The sequence below is a fragment of the Virgisporangium aurantiacum genome, from assembly GCF_016863635.1.
Lineage (GTDB): Bacteria > Actinomycetota > Actinomycetes > Mycobacteriales > Micromonosporaceae > Virgisporangium > Virgisporangium aurantiacum.
Genome location: NZ_BOPG01000133.1, coordinates 1 through 24,341, shown reverse-complemented (window position 1 = coordinate 24,341; position 24,341 = coordinate 1). Strand labels below are relative to the sequence as shown.

Sequence of the window (24,341 nt, the reverse complement as noted above, 5' to 3'; positions counted from 1 at the left end):
CGACGCCACCACCGCGCGGGTCGCCCTGCCTCCGATCACACCGGTTCCGCGAGACAGACCACTACCCGTATCGTTCGCACAGCAACGGCTGTGGTTCCTCGACCAGCTCGAACCGGACAGCCCCGAGTACAACGTGCAGAGCGTCCAGCGGTTCTTCGGTCCACTGGATGTGATTGCGCTCGAGCGCGCGCTCAGTGAGGTCTACACGCGCCACGAGGTACTACGCACCACGTTCGTCGCCATCGACGGCGAACCGCGGCAGGTGATTGGCCAGGCGCGGCCGCTGCCCCTGCCGCTGTCCGACCTGTCCGGGCTGCCGACGGCGGATGCCTTCGCGCAGACTCAACAGTTCATCGAACAGGACGCCGAATGCCCGTTCGACCTCGCGCGCGGCCCACTGCTGCGGGCGAACCTGCTGCGCCTCGGGCGGGCCGACTACGTGCTGTGCCTGACCATGCACCACATCGTCTGCGACGAATGGTCCGCCGGCGTGCTGTGGCGCGAGCTCTCGGCGCTGTACGAGGCGTATCGGCGCGGTGAGGACTCTCCGTTGCCGGCGCTGCCGGTCCAGTACGCCGACTTCGCCGTCTGGCAACGGGACTGTCTGCGCGGGGACCTGCTCGACGAGCATCTGGCCTTCTGGCGACGGGAGCTGGACGCCCTGACTCCGCTGGAACTTCCCACCGACCGGCCACGACCGGCGGTGCGCAGCTCGGCCGGCGCGGCCGTGGAGTTCACCATCTCCCGGGACGTCACGCGTGGCCTGCGGACGTTGAACCAGGGGCACGGCGTCACGATGTTCATGACGTTGCTCGCCGCCTATCAGGCGCTGCTCGGTCGCTGGGCAGGACAGCGCGACATCGCCGTCGGTGTGCCCGTCGCGGACCGGACGCGAACCGACACCGAGGACCTCATCGGCTTCTTCGTCAACACCCTGGTACTCCGTGCCGACCTGTCCGGCGATCCCACCTTCGTCGAGTTGCTGCACCGGGTACGTGACACGGCGATCAACGCCTACGCGCACCAGGACCTGCCGTTCGAACGCCTCGTCGAGGAACTTGCACCCGAGCGCGACCGCAGCCGTACGCCGCTGTTCCAGGCTATCTTCAACTTCGAGTCCGCCGGACAGATCCCACCGCTGCGGCTGGGCGGGCTCACCCTGACGGCCATGTCGCCCTGCGTCGTCACGGTCAAGTTCGACGTGCGGTTGCGCCTCGTCGAGACCGAGGACGGACTATGGGGCGTCATCGAGTACGGCACCGCCCTGTTCGACCGCTCCACGGTGGAGTGGCTCAGCTCGGCCCTGCAACGCCTTCTCGCCGGAGTGGTCGCTTCGCCCGACACGCCGGTGTCACAGATCCCCGTGCTCGCGGCGCCGGAACGCCGTCAGCTCGTGGCATGGGCCGGTCTGCCAGCGGTCGAACCGTCGCCCGCCGTGCCGGACCTGATCGCCGACCAGGCCGCCCGTGTTCCGGACGCGGTGGCCGTCGTCGCCGCCGGCGAACAGTTGACCTACGCGGATCTGGATCGCCGCGCCAACCAGCTCGCCCACCACCTCCGGACCCTGGGCGTGCGGCCGGAGTCGGTGGTCGGTGTGTGCCTGCCGCGACGGGCGGAGCTGATCGTGGCGATGCTCGCGGTCATGAAGGCCGGTGGTGCCTACCTCCCGTTGGCGCCCGACGAGCCGCTGCCCCGCCTCGCCGCGATGATCGACGGTGCGCGGGTCAGCGTGCTGCTGACCGACAGCACGGTGCTCGATCGGCTGCCGGCCGGCCCGCTCGCGGTGGTCTGCCTCGACGAAACGCTCGAGGAAACGGATGGCGTAGCACCGGCCGCGACGGGCCTGCCGTCGAACGCGGCGTACGTGTTGTACACCTCCGGTTCCACCGGAGTCCCCAAGGGCGTGGTGGTCACCCGCGGCGCGCTCGCCGCCTACGTGGCAGCGGTGCGGCAGCGGTTCGACCTCGTATCCGGGGCCCGGTACGGGCTCGCCCAGTCATCGACGGTGGACTTCGGCGTCACGATGCTGTTCCCCGCACTGGCGACCGGAGGGATGGTCGATCTTCTCGACGAGGACCTCATCGTGGATGGATGTCGGCTGGCGCAGTACCTCGCGACGCGTCCGCTCGACTACCTGAAGCTCGTGCCGACCCACCTTGCCGGACTGACGCAGGCGGCCGGAGCCGGAGACGTGCTTCCCCGCCGCGCACTGATCCTCGGCGGCGAACCGGCCCCGCTGGGCTGGGCCCGTCAGTTAGCGGCCACGGTGTCCGGTGGCGAGGTCCACAACCACTACGGACCGACGGAGACGACGGTCGGCGTGGCAACCTGGCGCGTCGACCCGACGCCGGGCCCGGACGACCCGGCGGTCGCGCCACTCGGCACCCCGCTCGCCGGTAGCGTCTGCTATGTCCTGGACGACAGTGCGCAACCGGTGCCGGCCGGCACGCCGGGCGAGTTGTACATCGGCGGCACCGGCGTGGCCCGCGGATACCTCGGTGCGCCGGCGCTGACCGCCGAACGCTTCGTGGCCAACCCGATGGCCGACGACGGCTCGCGGCTCTACCGCACCGGCGACCGCGCCCGATGGCGCCGCGACGGCCAGCTCGAGTTCCTCGGCCGCCTCGACGCGCAGCTGAAGGTCCGCGGCCATCGGATCGAACCGGCCGAAGTCGAGACGGCGCTACGTGGCCACCCCGCGATCGCCGAGGCCGGGGTCACGCTCGACCGCTCGACCGGCTCGCCACGTCTCGCGGCGTACCTGGTACCCCGTCCGGAGCAGCAGCTCGCCGCCGCCGGAGAGCTTCGTCGGTTCCTCGCCGACCGGCTTCCCGCGCCGATGGTTCCCGCGGTGTTCATCGGCATGGAGCGGCTGCCGCTCACGACCGCCGGCAAACTGGACCGGACGGTCCTCGCCCGGCTACCAATTGCCGGCCGAAGCGCTGATCCGGATCGCCCGAAGCCCGAACGCCCCACCGAGAAGGTGCTGGCAGGAATCTGGTGCGACGTCCTCGCGCTGACCGAGGTCTACGCCGACGACAACTTCTTCGACCTTGGCGGACACTCCCTGCTCGCCACCCAGGTCGTCGCGCGTGTCCGGACCGCCTTCAGGCTGGAACTCGCGTTGGTCACCCTGTTCGAACACCCGACGCTCCGCGAGCTTGCCGAAGCCGTCGACGCGATCGCGCACGGCGAACTGAGCGTCGGTCCGCAGCACGACCTGGTGCCGCTGGTCCTACTCAGGCCGGGGCGGCGGAGCCCCGCTCTGTTCTGCGTCCATCCCGGCGGTGGCACCGCGTTCTGCTACAACGGCCTGGCCACGCAGATGGCGGACGGGCAGGGCGTCATCGGTCTGCAGGCGCGCGGCCTGGAAGGCGATGACGAGATCCTGACCAGCATCGAAGACATGGCCGCCAGCTACCTGCGCACGGTGCGCATCGTGCAACCGAACGGCCCGTACGTCATCTCCGGCTACTCCATGGGCGCGGTCGTCGCCTTCGAGATGGCGCACCTGCTGCGTGGCGACGGCGAGCGGGTCGATCTGCAGCTCATCGCGCCAAGCCCGGCCCGGCGCCGGTCGCACCGGTCCGACCGGCGGCTGCGCGGATTCCTCGGCAGACTGGATCCGGTGATCGCCGGTCTCGACGCCGGCAACCGTGGATCCATCGACGACGAGCAGCTCGCCGACGAGTTGAGGACGTTCTGCGAGCCGGAGCTGTTCGGACCGCCGGAGAGCATCGACCGGTCGTTCGTCCTGCGTCGTCTGAAGATCGTCAGCGCGATCCACCACGCCCTGTTGCGCTACCGGTTCCGGAGATATTCGGGGGAGGCGACGATCATCGTTCCGGCCGACGACGCGACCAACTCCGTCGCGCAATGGCGCAAGGTCGTCGCCGGCGGCCTCGACGTCGTGACCGTCGACGCCGACCACTACTCGATCATCGCCGACGAGGAGCGGGTGGCCGAGGTTGCCCGGTTCCTCGCGCACCGGTTGACAGACGCGGCACAGGGTGACTGAGGCGGTGAAGGCGGCGCCGGCTTGGTCGTGACGTCGCGAGCTGTCGTTGACCTCGAGCGCCAGCACGGGTTCGGGACCAGGGCGGATGGCCACACGGTTGCGGCAGTGCCGAGATCCGGCGCGCATCCAACTCGACTCCAACCTCCATCGTCCGACCCGACTCGCGAAACGCCAGCCCGGTCGCGTACCCGCCATGATTTTCCCGATGGTGGCGTATAGCATGCTTGCAGTTGCGACGTAGCCTCGGCATCGAAACAGACTCGTAGTCAAGGGCCGAGACATCAGCGCTGGACAGACTCTCCTTGCCGGAACAGGACGATCATGGGCGTTGAGCTAGCCGAGGCGATTTCGGATGCTATTCGAGCGGATCAAGACATACGGGCCACGCTCGACAGACTGGTCGATTCAGGCATGCTGCGCTCACATCTCATCGACTCCCTGAAGGGCCAAGACGGCGAGATCCTTGCCTACCATCACCCGAACGGGTTCGCCAAGATCCGCCTGCTTGGCGACGTCGGTCATTGGGCGTTGCGGATTCACTTTTGGTCTGGGGCGGCGCGGGTCACGGACGTGCATAACCACAGTTGGGATTTCGCGTCGCGTGTCCTTGCCGGGGCTTTGGTCGAGCGACAGCACCACGTTGTTGGCTTTGGTAGCGGCGCTTGGAAGATGTCTGAGTGTCGGCGGATATCGCGCCATAAGTACGTCTATCGTCAGGGTCCCCGCTGTGACATACTCCAGTCAAGCGAGCGGCGCTATGGCGCTGGAGATTCTTACCTGCTCAGGCACTCGTGTCTGCACGAGGCACGGCCGGCGGAAGATCAAGTTGTGACGGTCGTCCTGCAAGGCCCGGATCTTCTGACAGACACCACCGTCATATTTCCGGCGGACCGGCCTAGACCTGAAGAACTGCTTACAGATCCAATTCCACTGCCCGAATTGGAGGACTATCTTTGGCAGGTCCTCGATCACCTTCCAGCATAGAACGCTTCAGTCGCAGCGAAAATAAGGTTTTTGCAAAGTATTCCCGACTCTGGGCGTTAGTGACGGTGATGGTTGCCGCCGCCAGCGGTTCGGCGCTGATATACGCGAGCTACACCATTGTTGACAAGACACCTTGGGCGGAAACTCTGCGGGGGGTTGGTCAGGGTACTGTCGCGTCGGTTATCGTTTATGTGCTAATCTCCCTGTTCGCGGATCCAGTGCGGCAACGACTACAAATGCGCGAGACTGCGATACACGCAATCGATATTGCCAACGAGCAGTTTCAGCAGCGGTTCGAAGCGGCGCTGCCCGTTGCCGTTTTCGAGTCGGCCAAGGTGCCCAAACCCGCGTTTCGGGAGGCCTTCGTAGAACTGTTGTCCGGATCCACCAGATATGACGTCAAGAGCAGTGCTGCCGAATTCACGAGCTTTCGGCTTGCCATGGGCAGACACCGTCGAGAGTTCCGCCGACTTGATCAAGTGCGAATTTGCATGCTCGACCCGCGTGCCGATGAATACCTCGTGGCGCATGCCCAGCTAGCCTTACGAGAAGCGCACACACTGATCACGTCCGACTCCATTCAGGAAGCGGTCAACGACCTTCGCACCAACATTTTCGTGTCTCTCGCCATCTTGTTCGACATCAGGGACTCAGTTCGGACACTTGTCTACTTCTACGCTGATCTGCCGTGGTTCCGGTGCGAGATGTTCGACGATGGAATGTTTCTGACCTACTATCTCGACGGCGTCGACTACCCAGAGAACCTACTTTTCTCGAAGACGGCGCGTCCGTACCGTGCGTATCATGCGGGCATGGAGTTGACCCGCCGGTTCGCAACCAGCACGCTGGCGTTCAGCACAGTCGGTTCATCTAGAGACCTCGTCAATAGTGACGAAAACTTTATTCGCCACATTCGTGATCTGGGCTGCACGGCTTCCCTCGAAGAACTTCGGCGGCTGAGAGACGAGCGGTTCACGGCGCTCAAGAAGGACCTGCGCTCAGGTGGGATTGATGAAAACCAGTTGTTTTGATTTGTGGACGCTGTGCCTTCGCCCGCGTTAAGCAGCTCGTCCGCGGCCTGGTGCAGGTAGGCGAGCAAGCCCGATCTGCACTGTCGCTGGTGGGATCGGCTGGGACGTCTCCGGCATGACCGCTACGCCGACATACCCGGGGTTGATTCACATTTCGCCGGAGTCGAGGAGGCGCTGCACCTCGTCCTCCGACAGCCGCTGGATCCGCTCGACAAGCGCCTCTTCCAGCAGCGCCGCGCACGCACGCAACGTCGGGGTGTCGAAGAGATCACGCAGGTTGAGCTCTACCCCGGCCGTTGCCTGCAACCGCGCCGCGACCTGGATGGCGGCGACCGAATGGCCGCCGAGGGCGAAGAAGTCGTCGTCCGCGCCGACCCGGTCCACCTGCAGGACCTCCGACCAGACGCGCGCCAGCAGCTCCTCGGCGGCCGTCGCCGGCGCGACGTAGGTCGGCGCAGCCGATCCGCTCGTGGCGTCCGGCTCCGGAAGAGCCGAATAGTTGATCTTTCCGTTGGGTGTCAACGGGAACCGGTCAAGGAACTGCCAGGCCGCGGGGATCATGTGGGCGGGTAGGCGGTTGGTGAGGTGTTGGCGTAGTTGGGTGATGTCGGTGGTGGTGGATGTGGTGATCCAGGCGGTGAGGCGGGGGTGGCCGTGGGGGTCGGGGCGGGCTGTGACGATGGCGGCGGTGATGGTGGGGTGGTCGGTGAGGGCGGCTTCGATTTCGGCGGGTTCGATGCGGTAGCCGCGGATTTTTAGTTGGTTGTCGAGTCGTCCGAGGTATTCGAGGTTGCCGTCGCTGCGCCAGCGGACGCGGTCGCCGGTGCGGTAGAGGCGGGTGCCGTTGGTGGTGAATGGGTCGGCGATGAAGCGGTGGGCGGTGAGGTCGGGTCGGTTGATGTATCCGCGGGCGACGCCGATGCCGCCGATGTACAGCTCTCCGGGCACGCCTACCGGCACCGGCCGCAACCACCGATCCAGCACCAGCACCCGGGTGTTCATGATCGGTGCGCCGATGGCCGGACGGGTTTCCGGCTCGGCAGACGAGATGGGGGAGAGGGTGGCACAGACAGTGGTTTCGGTCGGCCCGTAGGCGTTGACCAGACGACGTCCGTCGCTCCATTCCGTGGCCGCGTGTGACGGCAACTGCTCGCCGGCAGAGATGACGGTTCTCAGGCCGGTGAACTGCGCGGCCCGGGCGGAGCCCAGCAGCGAGGGTGGCAGCGTCGCGATCGTGACGCGGTGGGCGTTCGTCTCCGCGGCGAGCGCGGTCGGGTCCTGCCGGGCCTGCGGAGTTGGGGTGATCAGCGTCGCTCCGGTTGTCAGGGCCATGACCAGTTCCCAGATCGACGCATCGAATCCCGGGCTGGCGAACAGCAGAACCCGTTCATCGGGACCGAGAGCGAAGGTCGCATGCTGTGCCGCGGCGAGGTTGGTCAGGCCGGCGTGGGTGAGGCCCGCCGGCTTCGGTCGCCCGGTCGATCCGGATGTGTAGACCAGGTACGCAAGGTTGTCCGGGTGGAGGGCAACCGACGGCACGATGTCCGGGTCGTCGGCATGGTCGAGGTCGTCGACGACGATGATCGGAGCTGTCGCTGCCGGGCCCGCCGGCAGCGCGTCGGCGGTGTCGGCGTCGGTGATGATGACGCCCGGTTGAGCGTCGGCGAGGATGCCGGTGAGCCGGTGCACGGGTTCATCGGGGTCGACGGGGAGGTACACCGCGCCCGCTTTGAGAGTGGCGAGGAAGGCGGTCGCGAGATGGCGGCCCCGGCTGAGCAGCACCGCGGCGGTGGTCTCCGCACAGACGCCGTGCGCGTGCAGCCGGTGGGCGAGACGGTTGGCCCGGTTGTCGAGTCCCCGGTAGGTGAGCACCTGTTCGCCGTCGATGACGGCTGGGTGGTCGGCGTGCCGGGCTGCGATTCGGGTGATGGTTTCGTGGACAGGCCGGAGGGTGGCGACCGCGTCGGCGCTGTCGAGTCGCGCCAGAAGTTGGCGGTGCTCGGCGGGGCTGACCGTGGGCAGGAGCACGACCGGGCGGTCTGGATCGGCGGCCATGCTCTCGAGCAGGTGGCCTACGTGAGCGAGCATCCGCTGGGCGGCACGCCGGTCGAGCCAGCGCCGTTCGAACGACAGCGACAGCGTCGGATCCTGGTCGGCGGTCACCGCGAGGGTGAGCGGGTAGTGGTTGCGGGCGAAGGGGTGACGGTCCTGATCGATGGGCACCCGGCATTCCGGCGCGAGTCGGATGCCTGCGGTGTCCGTCAACTCCGGCGATGGGTAGTTCTCGTAGACGACGATGGTCTGGAACAGAGGAGTGCCACGCGGTATATCGCTTTGTCCCTGGATGCTGTCCGGCGGAACGTGCTGGTGGGCGGTCTGCCGCGACTGCTGATCCTGCAACGCTTGCAGCAGTTCCACGACGGTCGGGCCAGTGCGTAGGTCGGCGACCACCGGGATCGTGTTGATGAACATGCCGATGATGTCCTCCACACCCGGCAGGTCGGGCGGGCGGCCGGCGACGGTCGCGCCGAACATGACCCGGTCGTGGCCGCTGTACTGGTGCAGGAGGAGGGCCCAGGCGGCACGGACCACGGTGTTCACGGTGAACCGGTGCCGGCGCGCGAAGAGTCTGATCGCGGCCGACACCGGCGGGGTCAGGGTGAGGCGGACGCGTTCGTATCCGCCGTCATCGACAGCGGTACTGAGGTCCGCTCCGCCGGGTGACGGGGTGGGTTCGGTGATGCCGTGCAGGGTCCGACGCCAGTAGGTGTCGGCGTCGGCGGTGTCCTGGTCGGCGAGCCAGGCGAGGTAGTCGCGGTAGGGCGGCCGGGCCGGCAGGTGGGCCGCCACGCCGTCGAGGCGGGCCCGGTAGAGGGTCGTGACGTCGTCCAGGAGGAGGGGGACGCTCCAGCCGTCGAGGATCAGGTGGTGATGGGTGATCACGATGAGGTGCTCGTCGGCGCCGATGTGGATCATCGCGATGCGCAGGAGCGGCGGTTGGCCGAGGTCGAAGTCCTGTGCGCGGTCCCGGTCGAGGAAGGTGGTGAGGCGGTGCCGCAGGCGTTCGCCGGGATCCCCGCGCCAGTCCTCGATGCGGATGGGCACCGCTGCGTCGCTGTGTACGACGTGCAGCGGAGTGGGCAGGTCCTGCCAGGCGATCGCCGAGCGCAGCACCGGGTGCCGGGCTGCGGCCTGCTGCCAGGCGTCGGTGTAGGCGGCGGCGTCGAGGGAGCCGTGGATGGTGAGCGTGAGCTGCTCGAGGTACATCCCGGCACCGGGCTGGTAGAGCGTGTGGAAGAGCAGGCCCCGTTGGGTGGGGCTAAGTGGGTAGGCGTCCTCCGGGTTCGGGTGCGTCGCGGTGAGCCGGTCGACATCTTCCTGGGTGAGGCCGGCCAGCGGGAAGTCCGACGGTGTCCGTCCGTGGCTGCCCGCATCGGCGCAGACGGTCAGCAGCTCGGTGAGTGCGGCGAGGTATCTCTCGACGAGGCCGATGATCGTGGTCTCGTGGTGACGGTTGGCCGAGTAGCTGACGCTCACGCGGAGTTGCCGGTTTTCGACCGCGACTTCGAACGTGAGCGCGTGTGGGCGATGCCCGTCCGGTAGTGGCGGACGCAGCACCGGGCCGGGAACCGGTTGGAACGACCGGTCGCGGTCAGGAGTGCCCGGTCCGAGTTGGCCGAGGTAGTTGAACGCGATCCGGGGACGACCGCTGTCGTCGGCGTCCAGCCGGGGCGATGGTTGGCGGAGGATCTCCTTGACCGCCTTGAGCGTCGCGGTGGGTGCCTCGGTGGGATTGGCGGGCAACCAGACCGGCCGCAGGGCGGTGAACCAGCCGACCGTGGCCGACACGTCCAGGTCCGCCACCGTGTCCCGGCCGTGGTTTTCGACCGTGACGTGCGCTCCAGGTTGGCCTGTCCAGGCTGCGATGGTTCGGGCGAGCGCGGAGAGCAGCAGGTCGTTGGCGCGGGTGCGGTAGGCCGTGTTCGCGGGGCCGAGGAGCTGCTGGGTGTGTTCGGCATCCAGGTATGCGCTGTGTTGGCGGGCGGAGGCGTGGGTGTCTTCGCCGTTCGGATCGTCGACGGGGAGCGGAGCGGCCGGCCGTCCGGGCGCGGCGGCGACCGCCTCCCGCTCGCGGATGCGCTGCGCCCACGTCTGGTAGGAAACGGTCTTCCGGGGGAGCCGGACCGGTCGGTCAGCGCTCACCTCGCGGTGAGCGAGATCGAGATGCTCGAAGAGGATCGACCAGGACACCACGTCCACGGCCAGGTGGTGGATGACGATCAGCAGGTGCCCTGGACCACCGTCGGCGTCAGGCAGCAGTCCGAGTGCGACGAGTGGCCCGCGCACCGGGTCGATCCGGGCGTAGACGGCGGGGGCGAGTTGCCGCAACGCGTCATCCCGGCGCTCGGCGTCGGCTGGGGGAGCGACGACGACGGCCGAGTGCCCCGGTCCCGGTGGCAGGATGTGCTCGGTGAGTTCTCCGTCGGGGCCGGGTTCCAGCCGCAGGCGCAGCGCGTCGTGGTGGTCGGTCAGGGCCTGCGCGATCCGAGTCAACTGGTCGACGGTCAGGCTGGGTGGTGTGGCGAGTATCGCTGCCTGGGTCAGCAGCCCGGGGCCGGCCTCCGGGTCGCGCTGCCGGTAGTGGCGCAGGTACCAGGCGTGGATGGGGGTCAGCGGAACCGGGCCGGTGACGGGATCCTGGGGCAGTGGTTCGGGGGTGGGCTGGCGCGACGCGGCCGCGGCGAGCGTGGCCAGGGTCTGGGTCGCGAAAACATCCCTGGTGGTGAGGGTCAGCCTGGCGTCGCGGGCACGGGCGATCACCTGGATGCTGACGATGGAGTCGCCACCGAGGTCGAAGAAGTTGTCGTTGGCTCCGATGCGTTCGACGCCGAGCAGCTGTCCCCAGATGTCGGCGAGGATGCGCTCGGCGTCCGTGCGTGGTGGTACGAACGTCGTCTCGGGCAGTGCCCTGTTCGTGGCCGGGTCGGGCAACGCCCGCCGGTCGACCTTGCCGGTGCTGGTCAGCGGCAGTGCGGGCACGGGGATGTACACGGCCGGGATCATGTGGGCGGGTAGGCGGTTGGTGAGGTGTTGGCGTAGTTGGGTGATGTCGGTGGTGGTGGATGTGGTGATCCAGGCGGTGAGGCGGGGGTGGCCGTGGGGGTCGGGGCGGGCTGTGACGATGGCGGCGGTGATGGTGGGGTGGTCGGTGAGGGCGGCTTCGATTTCGGCGGGTTCGATGCGGTAGCCGCGGATTTTTAGTTGGTTGTCGAGTCGTCCGAGGTATTCGAGGTTGCCGTCGCTGCGCCAGCGGACGCGGTCGCCGGTGCGGTAGAGGCGGGTGCCGTTGGTGGTGAATGGGTCGGCGATGAAGCGGTGGGCGGTGAGGTCGGGTCGGTTGATGTATCCGCGGGCGACGCCGATGCCGCCGATGTACAGCTCTCCGGGCACGCCTACCGGCACCGGCCGCAACCACCGATCCACCACGTAGCAGACGTCATAAGGTGACGGCCGGCCGATGGGCATGGTGCCGGTGGCGACGTCGGCGTGGCCGCTAGAGGTCACCTCGTAGTGCGTCGAGTTGATCGTCGTCTCGGTGGGCCCGTACGCATTCAGGAAGCGCACGCCGGTAGGCGCCGCGGCGAACCACCGGCGGACCGATCGGGAGCTCAGCGCGTCGCCGCCAGGGATGATCAGTCTCAGCGCGTTCCCGGCTCCCGCGCTCCACGCGCCAGCGGGCAGTTCAGCCACCTGATGGAAGAAGCTCGGCGGGATGTTCGCGACGGTGACACCGGTCTCGGCCATGATCGACGGGAAGTCGGCGGCGTCCCACATCTGCTCGCCGCGGAGCACGACCGTCGCTCCCACCACCAGAGGTGCGAGCGTCTGTTTGATCGAGCCGTCGAAGCTGTGCGCGGCGAACTGCAGCATCCGGTCGGCCGGCGTCAGTTCGTACTGTTCGCAGATGTCGAACAGGCGGTCGGTCAGCGACCGGTGGGAAACGCCGACGCCCTTCGGCATTCCCGAGGAACCCGAGGTGTAGATGATGTAGGCGAGCTGGTCCGCCTTGATCCCGACCGCTGGGTCGTGGTCCGGGAACTGCGCCGTTGCCGCGTCGTCGACCTGCACCACGGCGGCGTCACCGGGCGGTATCCGGGCGACGAGCCGCCCGCGGGTGACGACCACCCGGGTGGCCGAGTCGGCCAGCACTGTCCGGAGCCGGTCGACCGGGTAGTTCGGGTCCAGTGGCAGGTAGATACCGCCGGCCTTCAGGATCGCCAACAGGCTCACCGCCGAGTCCAGGCTGCGGTCGAGGCAGACGGCGACAACCGTCTCGGCACCGACACCCAGGGTCCGTAGCCGGTGGGCGAGTCGGTTCGCGTCGCGGTCGAGTTGCCGATATGTCAGCGTGGTGCCGTCGAGCATGACAGCGGCCCGGTCCGGGTGCTTCGCTGCCCGCGTCGCGATGATCTCCGGAACGTTCCCGGCTCCCGGCGGGTCGGGCCTGGGCGACGGGTGGAACAGGTCCCGCCGCGCCTGTGCCGGTGAGACGAGCGCCAGCTCGGACAGCCGGCGTGAGGAGTCCGCTGCGATGTCGGACAGCAGGGTGGAGTAGTGGCCGGCGAGGCGGTTCATCGACGACTCGGCGAAGAGCGCCGAGCTGTACTCCAGCACGCAGTCGAGATGATCACCGCAGTCGACCACGTTGAGCGACAGGTCGAAATGGGCCGTGGTGAAGTCCAGCGGGAATCCGTCGATCGACGTCACCCCGGGCTCCAGGTCGGCGAGCGGCCCGTCCGCCCGGTCGGCGAAGTTGAACATCACCTGGAACAGCGGGGTGCGGGACAGGTCGCGGGCCGGTTGAAGGTGCTCCACGAGCTGCTCGAACGGCACATCCTGATGCGCGTACGCGGCCAGCGCCACCTGCCGGACGCGTTCGAGCAACTCCGGGAACGGCGGATCGCCGGACAGATCGGTCCGCATCACGAGGGTGTTCGCGAAGAAGCCGATCAACTGCTCAATCTGCGGCGTTGTCCGGCCAGCGATCGTCGTGCCGACAGCGATGTCGTCCCGTCCGGTGTGACGCGACAGAAGCGCCTGGAACGCCGTGAGCACCGTCATGAACATCGTCGCGCCGGCTCGCCGGCCGACAGTGCGGAGCGCGGCGGCGACGTCGCGCGCGACCGTGAACGCGACCGTGGCCGCGGTGGGGTCACGCAGAGCGGGGCGGGGCCGGTCGGTGACAAGTTCCAGCGGCGCGAGATCGTCGAGCCGCTCGCGCCAGTGCCTCAGTTGTTCCTCAAGGGCGTCACCGTTCAGCCAGGTCCGCTGCCAGACGGCGTAGTCGGCGTACTGGACCGGCAGCGCGGGGAGCGGCGACGGCCGGCCGGCCCGGAAGGCTGTGTAGAGCGCGCTGAGTTCGCCCAGGAACAGGCGCACCGACCAGTCGTCGGAGACGATGTGGTGCGTTGTCACGCCGAGCACATGGTGGTCGGGACCCAGCCGGATGAGCCTCGTACGCAACAGCGGCTGCCGGCCGAGGTCGAACGGGAGCCCCGCGTCCGCGGAGATGAGCCGGTGCGCTTCGGCCGCCGCCTCGGTGCCCGGTAGGTGCGACAGGTCGTGCGCGGGCAGGTCGACCGGTGTCGCGGGGTGGATGTGCTGGTGCGCCACCCCGTCGGGGGCGGAGATGTTCGTACGGAGAACCTCGTGCCGGGCGACGATTTCGGTGAGCGCGTCCCGCAGGCAGGTCGCGTCGAGTGGGCCTCGCAGGCCATACGCGCGCGGTGAGTTGTAGCCGACGCCATCAGGGTCGAGCTGGCTGAGGAACCACAGCCGCTGCTGGGCGAAGGCCAGGGGTATCGGGCGGTCGCGGGGGACCGGGGTCACCGGCGGGCGGCGAAGCCGCCGGCCGGCGGTGTTGTCGATGGTTCCGGCAAGGCCGGCCAGTGTCGGGGTGGTGAACAGCGCGGCCAGCGTGAGATCGACCTGAAGCCGGTCGTGGACGCGGCTGACGACGCGGGTTGCCTGCAGGGAATGTCCGCCCAGCGCGAAGAAGTCGTCATCCCGCCCGACGTCGGCGACATGCAGAACCTCACTGAAGATGGCGGCGAGGGCCCGTTCGGTGGGTGTCCGTGGTGGCTCCTGCCCGGCGCCGGGCTCCGGATGGGATGGCGGCGCGGGAAGCGCGTCACGATCGACCTTGCCGTTGGGTTTGAGGGGCAGGGCGGCAAGTGTGAGGAACACGCCCGGGATGAGGCCCGGCGGCACGGTGACGGCGAGATGGCTGCGCAGATCCGCCGGTGTCGGTGGGGAAGCATCGGACACCGGCACGATGTACGCGACGAGGCGGTCGTCGACGCGCGCCACGGCGGCCTGGCCGACGGCGGAATGAGTCATGAGGTGGGCTTCGATCTCACCGAGTTCGACGCGGACGCCGCGGATCTTCACCTGCGTGTCGACCCGGCCGAGGAACTCCAGATTGCCGTCGGGTAGCCAGCGCACCATGTCGCCCGTGCGGTAGCACCGGGTTCCGTCCCGCGCGTACGGGTCGGCGACGAACCTCTGAGCGGTCACGTCCGGCCGATCGTGGTAGCCCCGCGCCAACTGCGGGCCTCCGATGTACAGCTCGCCGGGCACGCCGATCGGGGCCAGGTGGAGATTCTGGTCCAGCACGTACAGCCGGTTGCCGGGCAGGGGAGTGCCGAGTGGGGCGTTGGTCCGGTCGGTGAGCGCCGCCGGCGTCAGCGGTGCGGTCATGGTGACGCCGACGGTTGCTTCGGTCGGTCCGTAGTGGTTGACCACCTGGGTGGTCGACAGATCGTCCAGGAGCCCGGCCACCCAGCGGGCGGGAGCGGGTTCGCCGCCGAGCATGAGTGTGTGGCCAGGCGTCAGCACGGTGGCGCCGGCCTCGATCTGCAGCGCGCGAAGGTGCGACGGCGGGATCTTGACAAAGTCCACGGGTGCGCCGCGTAGGTGCCGGCTCAGTGCCGCCGCGTCGCGCATCATGGTGGCGTCCAGGACGTGCAGAACGCCGCCGCGGGTCAGCGAACCGAACAGTGTGGTCACCGAGGCGTCGAAGGCGACCGGCTGGGAGAGGGCGACGGATGCGTCGTGGGGCAGCCGCAGCATCTCGAAGACGGCGGCGAGGTAGCCGGCCAGGGCCCGATGCGGGATCATGACGCCCTTCGGTGTCCCGGTCGAGCCGGACGTGTAGATCAGGTACGCCAGGTTGTGATCATGTACGGGAATCGATGGCGGTGCGTCCGGATGCCCGGCGTGCGGATCGTCCAGTGCCACGAAGGTCATGTCCTGCGCGGTGACGGACTCGCGCAAGGCCGCGGCATGGTCGTCACCGATCAGGACACGGGCCCCGCTGTCGGCGAGCATGTAGGTGAGTCGCGGCGCGGGGTAGTCGGCGTCCAACGGCAGATAGGCGCCACCCGCCCGCCACACGCCCAGAAGCCCGACGATCAGACGCGCCGAGCGGGCCGCGCAGACGCCCACCACCGTGTCCGGACCCACACCGAGCTCGCGCAGTCGATGCGCCAGCCGGTTCGCGGCCCGGTCCAACTCCCCATAGCTCAGCACAGCATCGTCCGCGACGACGGCCGGCAGGTCGGCCAGTGCCGCCGCGCGGTCGGCGATCATCGCCGGTGCGAGCGGCGTTGACGGCGGTGCCGGCGCTGTTCCCCACGCGGTCAACCGTTCCCGCTCGGCCCGCCCGAGCAGGGGCAGCTCGCTGATCCGCCGACCGGGGTCGACCGTGACAGCGGACAGCAGGGTCAGCAGGTGCGTGACCATGCGTTCGACGGTGGCCGGATCGAAGCTGTCGGTCCGATACGTCAGACCGGCGTGGGCCGGGCCGTCGCCGGCAGTCAGGTTCACGGTCAGAGACAGGTCGAACTTCGCCGAGACCGCGGTCACAGGGAACGAGCAGTCCTGGATGAGGGCGTCCGGAGTCCCCGGATCGGGTTCCTGTTCGAGGTTGAACATGACGTCGATCAGGGGTGTCCGCCCGGCGTTCCGGGCCGGCGCCACGTGCTCGACCACCCGTTCGAAGGGGACGTCTGCGTTCGCGTAGGCGTCCACGGCCGTGCGGCGTGTCCGCTCCAGCACCTGCTCGAATGTCGGGTCTCCGGACAGGTCCGTCCGCATCACCAGGGTGTTCACGAAGAGCCCGACAAGGTCGACGGCCTGCTCGCTGTCGCGGCCGGCAACCGGGACTCCGACGGCGATGTCCGTCTGCGCCGTGTATCGGGCCAGCAGGGCCTTGAAGGCCGCCAACAGCAGCATGAACATCGTCACCCGGTGCTGGCGGGATACGGCCCGCAGTCTGGTGACCACGTCCGCCGGTATCTCGAACAGTGTCACCGCTCCGGCCTGGCTCGCGGCGGTCGATGGACGATCGGCCGGCAACTGCAGCGGTTGAAGGCCGGCGAGATGACGCTGCCAGTAGCGAAGCTGGTCGTCCCGCTGGCCGTCGTGTCGGGAGTCTCGCTGCCACGCGGAATAGTCGGCGTACTGGATGGCCTGCGGTGGAAGGGGCGAGGGCCGGTCGTTGCGGTAGGCGTCGTAGAGCGCCGACAACTCGCGACGGATGATGCCGGCTGACCATTCGTCGGCCGCGATGTGGTGCATCACCAGGCTCAGTACGTGATCGTCGGCGCTGAGGCGAATCAGGCTGACGCGGAGCAACGGTCCACGGCTCAGGTCGAACGGTTCAGCGACGTGATCGGTCACAACCCGCTGGGCCTGTGCGAAGGCGGCGGCCGCGTCCAGGTGACCGAGGTCGACGACGGCCAGCGGCTGGACGCCAGGCGGGCCGATCACCTGTCGTGGCCTCTCGTCGACCACGCTGAACGTGGTGCGTAGCGCCTCGTGCCGCGCCACGATCTCGTCGATGCTGCGACGCAGCGCCGCGGTGTCGAGCCGGCCGGCCACGCGCAGAGTCAACGGGACGTGGTAGCCCGTGTTGTCGGGCTCAAGCTGGTGCAGGAACCACAACCGCTCCTGGGCGTGGGATGCCGGAAGCGGGCCATCCCGTGATGTCCGCACGATGCGCCCGGGAGAGCGGGTCGTCGACGCGCGCAGGAACTGCAGGATCTCTTCGCGCCGCTCCGTCAGCTGCAGTCGTAGATCCGGTGTAAGCACGCCTTTCGGTGCGAGGACGCGTGCGCGCTCGCCGTCGCCGAGCTGAATGTCGACGCCGAGCTCCTTCAACTGCGCGAGAAACTCTGCGGTCGTCATCGCTCGGTGCATCCTGGACGTTGGCGCAGAATGGCCGGGGGAGCGGCCTTTTGTTCGCCCCCGTCGATCTTCGCGTCAGCGGCGCCGGACATGCTGCGTTCGGTGCCGCCGACCTCGCGCTCGTCCACCTGCCTCATCGTCGCGCGTCCGATGCCGGCCGTCTAGTGGTAACAGGATTTCCTGTGACGTACTTGAGCGCGATCGTTGCCCGGCGGGACAGGCGAACTATAGGCTCCGTCGAAGAAAGTAAATGGCAGTGCGGTGCTTCTCGGCCAGACAGCGGTGTTGTCGTGAATCCTTCGCGAGGTCGGCGTCCCCTGGATCCGGCGGGAGCGGGCACATCCCCTGGCCCGGCCGGCGGTCACCGAGTGGGCCGGGTGGTCGTGCTATGGGCGGCGCCCCGGTCTGTGTCGACGGCGTTCGAGAAGGCCTTCTCTCGACGACCTTCCACGCGGATAGTTCACGAGCCCTTCACCGACTGCTACTACTTCAGCGAGAACGCCAGGTCGCGTCGATATGGCCGGCAGCCGGACCGTCTGGGCTACGGCCCTGCCGCGGCGATCGACGAGATCTACGGTTGTGCCGCCCCGTTGGTATTCGTCAAGGATCTGGCGTTTCAGGCCGAACCGTACGTGCCTGACGAGTTCCTTGCCGCCGCCACGAACACGTTCATCGTCCGGCGGCCCAGGGTCGTCCTCCGGTCGTTGCGCGGCCTCAAGCCCGACTTCACCGAGGAGGAGTTCGGATTCGAGCCGCTCGCCCGGCTTCTGCGCCACGTGGTGGAGGACCTGAGCCAGGAGCCGGTCGTCGTCGAGGGCGACCGCTTCCGCGAAGCGCCCGAGGTTCAGCTTCGTCGCTACTGCGAGCGGATCGGGGTCGACTTCGACAGCCGGATGCTGTCGTGGCCCGATGGACGCATCCGTGCCTGGGCCCCGCACGAGCGCGAGTCGCAGGCGAAGTGGCATCGGACCCTGGAGACCAGCACCCGAATCATTCCGCCTGAACCCGCCGGTCACGTCGACATCCGGCCGGAGGAAGCCGACGTGGTCCGGCGCGCTGAGAAGGTTTACGCGGAGCTTCAGGGATACATGTTGTAGCAATGCGTTTCAGGTTTGGCGCGCGGTGAGAATGTCGGCCGCCAGCGCGACGCACGCGCGGCAGATGGTGACGTCCGGGCCGTTGACGAGTTGTTCGGGGCCGGCGGCTTGACCGCAGAAGGTGCAGCAGTGGGGAGCCGGCGGTCGGCGTTTCCACCAGCGGGTCGGCCGGGTGGGGTTGACGGTGATGTGGCGCTGTAGTTCGCCTTTGACGGCGGCGATGTCGACGTGAAGGTCGTTGAGGACGCGGCGGGCGCGGCTGCCGGGGTCCAGCGCGAGGACGGCGAGCAGATGTTCGGTGCCGACCTCGGGTGGACTGGAGCCGGTGTCGTTTGCGGCGGCGTGGTGCGCGGCGGCGTTCAGCGCGCAGGTGGCCTCGGCGGACATGGGCGGAATGCCGTCGCCGGGTGTCGTGGCGGGTGGGCCGAACAGCTTGTGTGAGGCGGCGCGGATCTGATCGGCGCGGATGCCGAGGCGTTCCAGGATTGCGGCGGCGACGCCTTCGGCGAGCAGGCCGCCGAGCAGGTGATGGGTGCCGATTTCGGCTGCGCCGTCGGCACGGGCGTCGTCGCCCGCCTGGTCAAGGCAGGCCCGCAGCCGGGGTGCGGTCTGGGCGGTGAAGGACAGGGCGCGGGCCGGTGTGGTGATGTCGGCGAAGCGTTGCCGGGCTGCTTGTTTCGACACACCGAGGCGGGTGCCGATGTCGGTCCAGGACAGGCCGGCACTGCGCGCATGGGTGACGAAGTGGTCCAGGAGGCGGTCGGCGTCGGCGGCCCGTTCGGCGCTGATGGCGACCGCGGCGTCGAGCAGGCCGACCGGGTCGGGCGTGCTGGCGCGGTCGTGGACCTGAGTGACGAGTTCGGCGAAGCCGGTCGACGGTGGTGGCGCAAGAGCCATGCGACAACATTACGTTGTCGAACCTCGCGCGACAACGTTATGTTGTCAATGCGGTGCGGTGGCGCAGGGCATCATGAGTCGTGTGACGGGCTTTTCTCTGCCGGAGAACCTGGTCGACAGTGTGCTCGCCGACGGGTCGCCGCAGCGTGAGGCGTGGCTGGCCACGCTGCCGCACATGGTGGCCAAGTACGCCGACCGATGGTCACTCGACGTCGGATCGCCCTACCGACCCGGCGGCCGGTGCGCTTGGGTTGCCCCGGTCCGCGACCCGGCGGGGCGAGACCTGGTGCTCAAGGTGGCCTGGTCACACGACGAGGCCATCCACGAGGCCGACGGCCTTCGGGCGTGGGCCGGCAACGGGGCGGTGCTGCTCCATGACCACGCTGGTGGCGAGGCCACGGATGTTCTGCTGCTGGAACGCTGCTACCCCGGCACACCCCTCGGCCAGGCACGGCTCGAACCGGACCAGGACCTCATCGTCGCCGGCCTGCTGCACCGGCTGTGGCAGGCCCCGGTCGGTGGTCGCGGCTTCCGGCCGCTGCAAGAGATGTGTGACGCGTGGGCGGTCGAGTTCGAGCGCGTTAACGACGCGCCCGGCGCGCTCGATCCGGGCCTGGCCCGGACCGGGATCGAGCTGCTCCGGACTCTTCCCGCCACCGCGGACCGGCAGGTATTGCTGTGCACCGACCTGCACGCCGGGAACATTCTCGCCGCCGAACGCGAACCGTGGCTGGTCATCGACCCCAAGCCCTACGTCGGCGACCCCACCTACGACGCGCTACAGCACATGCTCAACTGCGACGAACGCCTTCATGCGGACCCGGTCGGCTTTTCCCGCCGCATCGCGGACCTGCTCGACCTCGACCCCAATCGACTGACCCAGTGGCTGTTCGCCCGCTGCGTCCAGGAATCCATCGACCACCCCACCCTCGGCGAAGTCGCCGTCGGCATCGCTCCGTGACACGTCCGTCCACCTGCTATCGCGGTTGACCGCTGACGTCGGTGGCCAGGCGGGCCAGGTCGACGCCGCGGGTCTGCAGGAGCAGCCGCAGCGGGTTGGGTCGGCCGGGGACCCAACCGAGGGCGGCCAGGGTGGCGCGGCCACGCCGTCCGAGTTCGGTCCCGAGCGGATCCTGCGCGTCGTAGAGCAGGCCATAGAGGAGGTGCTGCGGCGTGACATGGGTGTCGCCGCGGTCGGCGGCATGGTCGCCGGCAAAGTGCAAAGCCCGCTTGGCCAGCAGGTACACGCATAGCGGGGTAGGCCGAGAGTGTCCGCCCCGCCACCACGGTCGACGCCGGACGCGCCGCTCGGCAGCCAGCACCGCGCCACTGCCGAAGGTTGCCTGCAGCCGCTGGCGGACCTGGTCGATGTCGATACCCAGCGCGCGCAACGCGGTAGCCGGATCGGCTTTCGGAGCGAGGGTGGGTCCGACGGTGACCAGTTCGGCGCGGACGGTTTCCAGATCCAGGCCATGGGCGTGCAGCAGGGCGGCAGCCGAGCTTGCGCCGTGGCGGAGCAACCCGAGCAGGATGTGCTCGTCGGCCAGCCCCGGATGGCCCAGCTGGCGGCGTTCGATGTTGGCCAGCCGCATCACTTCGCGGGCGTCCGCGTCGAACCGGTCGTACACGGCGCCGATCCGGTCGTCACCGACCATGGCCCACAACAGTCGACCGATCCGATAGCGGATCCGGTGCCGAGTCACGACTTTTCCGCCCGGTCGCGGAGCCGCAGCCCGTGCTTGTAGTGCACCGCCTGCTTGGTCACCCCGAGCCGGCGGGCGATGTCGCGCAACGACCAGCCCTGCGCGCGGGCGTTGTCGACCTGCAGCTGTTCGAGCACCTCCACCAGCTGCCGCAACGCCACCACGGCAGTCAGCCCCACTTCCGGATCGGTACTCGTGCTGGCGTCCATGAGTCGTTTGCTCTCCTCGACATCGACACCCACATCGTCAAAGTAGCTTGACGGGCTGCGGTCGTCAAATTTCCTTGACGATCGATCTTGGCGACCAGGCGGCTCACATCGCCACAGCGGTAGCCTCCGCCTGCGCTACGTTTTCCATCATTGGCCGCCTGGTGGCGCTGCTGGATGGAGCGGACGACGACCGCATCCAACGACACTGCTGGGCGGGCGGATCTGCAGCACTGCGGCTGCTGTGACCGGGACCTGCCCGCCGGCAAGGTCGCCGAACTCGGCTCCACGCCCGAGGTGTTCATCTGCGCCGGCTGCGGTCTGTCGGCCGCCGCCGTGCCGGGCCGCTGTCGGTCCTACCCCGGCTGCCGATCATCCGGTCACTGGGGCGTCGGCGCCGTCAGCGACATACCTGCCAACCGAACGACTGCTGGGATGGTTCGCCGCCGAAATGAGGCCGTCGATCAATCGGAGGATGCGAATGGTTCCTCGGCCAACAGCGGGCACTGCCGCTCAGATCGGGGTCGCTGGCAGGTGGTGACGAGGTCACTCAGCGCGTCCCGGATCGCCGTGAGCTGACTGATCTTCGCCGCGACATGGTCGATCTTGGCCTGGGCAAGGTCGCGGACGGTGTCGCAGTTGTCTGGGCCACCCGCGGCCAGGTACAGCATGCCGGCGATGTCGTCGAGGCTGAATCCGAGTTGCTGCGTGTGGCGGATGAACCGGACAGCCGCCACGGCCGCCGGTGGGTAGTTGCGGTAGCCGCCCGGTGTCCGCGCCGGCGCCGGCAGCAGACCCCGGCGCTCGTAGAAACGCAACGCCTCAACGGTGACCCCGGTGGCCGCTGCCACCTCCCCGACCCGCATACCCCCAGCATGCCTTGACCCTGAAGCGGGGTACAGGGTTCATGATGATCAGGTGTTGATCGAGCTGCGAACCGTTCCGGAGTGTCCCAACCTCGCCCTTGCCCAGCAGGCGCTACATGACGCGCTCGCCGACCTCCGGCTGCCCACCGACGGGGTCGTCCAGACGGCTGGCGACTATCCATCCCCGACCGTCCTGATTAACGGCGCCGACGTCATGGGCGGTACCGGCACCGGGCCAGCCGGCTGCCGGCTCGACCTGCCCACCCGCGAACAGATCCGCTCCGCTCTACGGCAAGCGCTGTCGCAACCGCAGCCGCCACCACCTCGATCGCCCGCCCAACACTGACTGCATGCCCGGCCAGGCTGCGTCGGTGCACCGCCCGATCTGTACCACTCCGTGACTTCGGTCATGAGTTGGGGTCCCAGATGCCGGTGACCTTGGGGCCCAGAACGATTCCACCGGTTCTCGTGTTCGTGAGTTGGCACCCGCCTCCCGGTGCCGAGATTGTTAGGCCCGGTTCCGCCCTTGTCGAGTGGGGTTCACAGGCCGAAGGCGCCGCCTTCGATGAGGATGAGTAGGCCGATGCCGATGAGTACCACGGGCAGCAGTACGTGACCCCACCGCGATAGTGCCTTGGCGATGACCGGCCGGGTGGCGAAGTACCGGCCTGCGGCGCACCACAAGCCGACGCCGATCAGGAACACGGACACGTAGATCACCATGCCGCTCGTGCCGGCGACGGTGAAGACCGGCACGTACACGCCGATGTTGTCGCCGCCGTTGGCCAGGGTCACCGCGGCGACCTGCAGAATGCCCGGCCCACCGGTCGTGGTGGATCGTCGGTGTCGTCGTCGCCGTTGCGGTGGTCGCGCCAGGCCTGCCACGCCGCCCGCAGACCGAGCAGCAGCGGCAGCAGTCCCAGGTAGGGGACGACGGACTCAGGGAGTAGGCCGGCGCCGAGCGCGCCGACGACCGCGGCGACCAGGATCGCGATGAAGCCGAGGTATTGCCCGAGCACGACGCGGATCGCCCCGGCCCGGCCGGCACCGGCGCTGGCTGCCTGCCCGAAGAACAACGCCAGGATCAGGATGTCGTCGATGTTGGTCACCGCGAACATCCCCATGGCCTGACCGAGCAACCTCAGATCCATCCCGATCCCTCCGACACGGCCAGGCCGCGACCTTCAGCGAAGATCACAGCCTAGGGCGCGACTTGCGGGGCCGGAGGCGGGCGTGAACCGGCCCGAATGCAACCGGCCCGCCCGGGTGGTCATCGGTCTGCTTGCTCGTCGCCGGTGCAGCAGGCGTCGGTGCAGCCGGGCCGCACTCGCACCCGTCGGCGTCGCCGCCGCTGCCGGCGGCAGTGGGGAGGGCGCAGTCGTCGCATTGCTCGCCGCGCCACGCCTCGACGCCTTCGCGGACGGCGACGGCGGCGATGACCAACGGGGCGACCGGGTCGGTCCACCACCAGCCGAGGGTGGCGTTGAGCAGCAACCCGGCCAGCACGATCACCGACCGGTAGGTGCAGAGCATGGTCTGCATGGAGTCGGCGACCACGGTCGCGGAGCCGAGTTCGCGGCCGGTGCGCCGCTTCGCCCAGACCAGCAGCGGCATGACCACGACCGAGGTCGCGGCGATGGCGATGCCAACCACGGAGGTGTCGGCCTGTTCCGCGCCGAGCAGCAAGCGGGCGGCGTCGACGGTGACCCAGGCGGCGAGGGTGAAGAAGGAAACGGCGATCAGGCGCAGCGCGAGCCGTTCGCGGGCCTCGGGGATCCGGGAGCGGAACTGCCAGATCACCACCAGCGCTAGACACCTCGACGAAAGGAGTCCAGGCCGAACCCGAGTAGCGCGGTGGAGGACGCCGCCGCGCCGGCAGCGACCGCGATGACGCCTTCGACGAGGTTGTATCCGGCGGTCGCGTAGGCCAGGTGCAGGCTGCGGCGGTTGAGTTGCGCGCGTCGGTGCGGGGACACGGTCAGATTGAGTGGGCTGGTCACCGGGTCACCGGGTCACCGCCTCGACCGCGGCGGCGGGTTCGCCGGATCCGTAGGCCGGGCAGAGCACCACGGCGGCGCCGGTCGCGGCGAGCACGCCCTCGGCGGCGGTGAGCAGGTCAAGCAGTTCGGAGCGGGTGAGGGCATAGAACGACTGCCGGCCCTCGACGTGGTAGTCGACCAGCCGGCAGTCGCGCAGGCAGGCCATCAGTCGGAAGCGGACCTTCACAGGTCCATCTCTTCGTAGTCGTCGCTCGCGCCGTCCTCCGGGCGGAGTGCTGGTCGAACGGCG

The 24,341-nt window shown here is 68.6% G+C and carries 14 protein-coding genes and 2 pseudogenes; 6 read left to right on the top strand and 10 right to left on the bottom strand.

What is annotated here, in order from left to right:
* The 3 genes from Vau01_RS61735 to Vau01_RS61725 all read left to right on the top strand — a co-directional run.
* A partial coding sequence (locus Vau01_RS61735; RefSeq protein WP_204014564.1) for a non-ribosomal peptide synthetase occupies positions 1-4,018 on the top strand: 4,018 nt, incomplete at its 5' end.
* 321 nt (positions 4,019-4,339) lie between these two features.
* A complete protein-coding gene (locus Vau01_RS61730) occupies positions 4,340-5,002 on the top strand; it encodes a hypothetical protein (protein ID WP_204014548.1) in 663 nt (220 codons plus the stop codon).
* Between the two features lie 59 nt (positions 5,003-5,061).
* Positions 5,062-6,033, top strand: coding sequence for a hypothetical protein (locus Vau01_RS61725; protein ID WP_204014545.1), 972 nt, complete (start codon positions 5,062-5,064; stop codon positions 6,031-6,033).
* Between the two features lie 147 nt (positions 6,034-6,180).
* On the opposite strand, the gene Vau01_RS61720 is transcribed toward Vau01_RS61725, so the two are convergent.
* Together Vau01_RS61720 and Vau01_RS64965 are read right to left on the bottom strand one after the other, a co-directional pair.
* On the bottom strand, positions 6,181-17,283 hold the full coding sequence (locus Vau01_RS61720; RefSeq protein ID WP_204014542.1) for a non-ribosomal peptide synthetase: 11,103 nt from the start codon (positions 17,281-17,283) through the stop codon (positions 6,181-6,183).
* A complete protein-coding gene (locus Vau01_RS64965) occupies positions 17,280-17,411 on the bottom strand; it encodes a hypothetical protein (RefSeq protein WP_275424070.1) in 132 nt (43 codons plus the stop codon). Before Vau01_RS64965 ends, Vau01_RS61720 begins: the two co-directional genes overlap by 4 nt.
* A 240-nt stretch (positions 17,412-17,651) precedes the next feature.
* Between Vau01_RS64965 and Vau01_RS61715 the strand changes: the two genes are divergently transcribed.
* Complete coding sequence (locus Vau01_RS61715) at positions 17,652-18,380, top strand: sulfotransferase-like domain-containing protein (protein ID WP_204014532.1); 729 nt, start codon at positions 17,652-17,654, stop codon at positions 18,378-18,380.
* A gap of 9 nt (positions 18,381-18,389) precedes the next feature.
* Here the strand turns inward: Vau01_RS61715 and Vau01_RS61710 are convergent, their stop codons facing one another.
* A complete protein-coding gene (locus Vau01_RS61710) occupies positions 18,390-19,277 on the bottom strand; it encodes a Clp protease N-terminal domain-containing protein (protein WP_204014520.1) in 888 nt (295 codons plus the stop codon).
* Here Vau01_RS61710 and Vau01_RS61705 point away from each other — a divergent pair.
* Complete coding sequence (locus tag Vau01_RS61705; RefSeq protein WP_204014517.1) at positions 19,276-20,238, top strand: aminoglycoside phosphotransferase family protein; 963 nt, start codon at positions 19,276-19,278, stop codon at positions 20,236-20,238. The genes Vau01_RS61710 and Vau01_RS61705 overlap by 2 nt on opposite strands.
* Before the next feature lie 16 nt (positions 20,239-20,254).
* On the opposite strand, the gene Vau01_RS61700 is transcribed toward Vau01_RS61705, so the two are convergent.
* The 3 genes from Vau01_RS61700 to Vau01_RS61690 form a co-directional block, all read right to left on the bottom strand.
* Positions 20,255-20,932: a Clp protease N-terminal domain-containing protein gene (locus Vau01_RS61700; RefSeq protein WP_204014514.1), complete on the bottom strand. Its 678-nt coding sequence runs from the start codon at positions 20,930-20,932 to the stop codon at positions 20,255-20,257.
* A 44-nt stretch (positions 20,933-20,976) separates the two neighbouring features.
* On the bottom strand, positions 20,977-21,222 hold the full coding sequence (locus tag Vau01_RS61695) for a hypothetical protein (RefSeq protein ID WP_444546066.1): 246 nt from the start codon (positions 21,220-21,222) through the stop codon (positions 20,977-20,979).
* A gap of 428 nt (positions 21,223-21,650) precedes the next feature.
* A complete protein-coding gene (locus Vau01_RS61690; RefSeq protein WP_204014511.1) occupies positions 21,651-22,052 on the bottom strand; it encodes a heavy metal-responsive transcriptional regulator in 402 nt (133 codons plus the stop codon).
* A 52-nt stretch (positions 22,053-22,104) separates the two neighbouring features.
* On the opposite strand from Vau01_RS61690, the gene Vau01_RS61685 reads away from it, so the two are divergent.
* Positions 22,105-22,398 carry an alkylmercury lyase gene (locus Vau01_RS61685; RefSeq protein WP_204014508.1) on the top strand — a complete coding sequence of 98 codons (294 nt, stop codon included), beginning with the start codon at positions 22,105-22,107 and terminating at the stop codon, positions 22,396-22,398.
* 194 nt (positions 22,399-22,592) lie between these two features.
* Here the strand turns inward: Vau01_RS61685 and Vau01_RS64960 are convergent, their stop codons facing one another.
* From Vau01_RS64960 to Vau01_RS61670, 4 genes and pseudogenes are all read right to left on the bottom strand, one after another.
* Positions 22,593-22,847 (bottom strand): cadmium resistance transporter, encoded by a 255-nt coding sequence (locus Vau01_RS64960; RefSeq protein WP_275424069.1) that lies wholly within the window; start codon positions 22,845-22,847, stop codon positions 22,593-22,595.
* Positions 22,844-23,203: a cadmium resistance transporter gene (locus Vau01_RS64955; protein ID WP_275424068.1), complete on the bottom strand. Its 360-nt coding sequence runs from the start codon at positions 23,201-23,203 to the stop codon at positions 22,844-22,846. Before Vau01_RS64955 ends, Vau01_RS64960 begins: the two co-directional genes overlap by 4 nt.
* Before the next feature lie 151 nt (positions 23,204-23,354).
* Positions 23,355-24,034 (bottom strand): annotated as a pseudogene (locus Vau01_RS61675) (cation efflux transmembrane domain-containing protein); the annotation flags it as partial.
* Positions 24,035-24,056: 22 nt separating this feature from the next.
* Positions 24,057-24,257: pseudogene (locus tag Vau01_RS61670) on the bottom strand (hypothetical protein); the annotation flags it as partial.
* Between the last annotated feature and the right edge of the window lie 84 nt (positions 24,258-24,341).

Coding starts and splice junctions, on each gene's coding strand:
- Vau01_RS61730 (WP_204014548.1), top strand. CDS start 4,340: ATGGGCGTTGAGCTAGCCGAGGCGATTTCGGATGCTATTCGAGCGGAT.
- Vau01_RS61720 (WP_204014542.1), bottom strand. CDS start 17,283: ATGACGACCGCAGAGTTTCTCGCGCAGTTGAAGGAGCTCGGCGTCGAC.
- Vau01_RS61705 (WP_204014517.1), top strand. CDS start 19,276: ATGCGACAACATTACGTTGTCGAACCTCGCGCGACAACGTTATGTTGT.
- Vau01_RS61710 (WP_204014520.1), bottom strand. CDS start 19,277: ATGGCTCTTGCGCCACCACCGTCGACCGGCTTCGCCGAACTCGTCACT.
- Vau01_RS61700 (WP_204014514.1), bottom strand. CDS start 20,932: ATGGTCGGTGACGACCGGATCGGCGCCGTGTACGACCGGTTCGACGCG.
- Vau01_RS61690 (WP_204014511.1), bottom strand. CDS start 22,052: ATGCGGGTCGGGGAGGTGGCAGCGGCCACCGGGGTCACCGTTGAGGCG.
- Vau01_RS64955 (WP_275424068.1), bottom strand. CDS start 23,203: ATGGATCTGAGGTTGCTCGGTCAGGCCATGGGGATGTTCGCGGTGACC.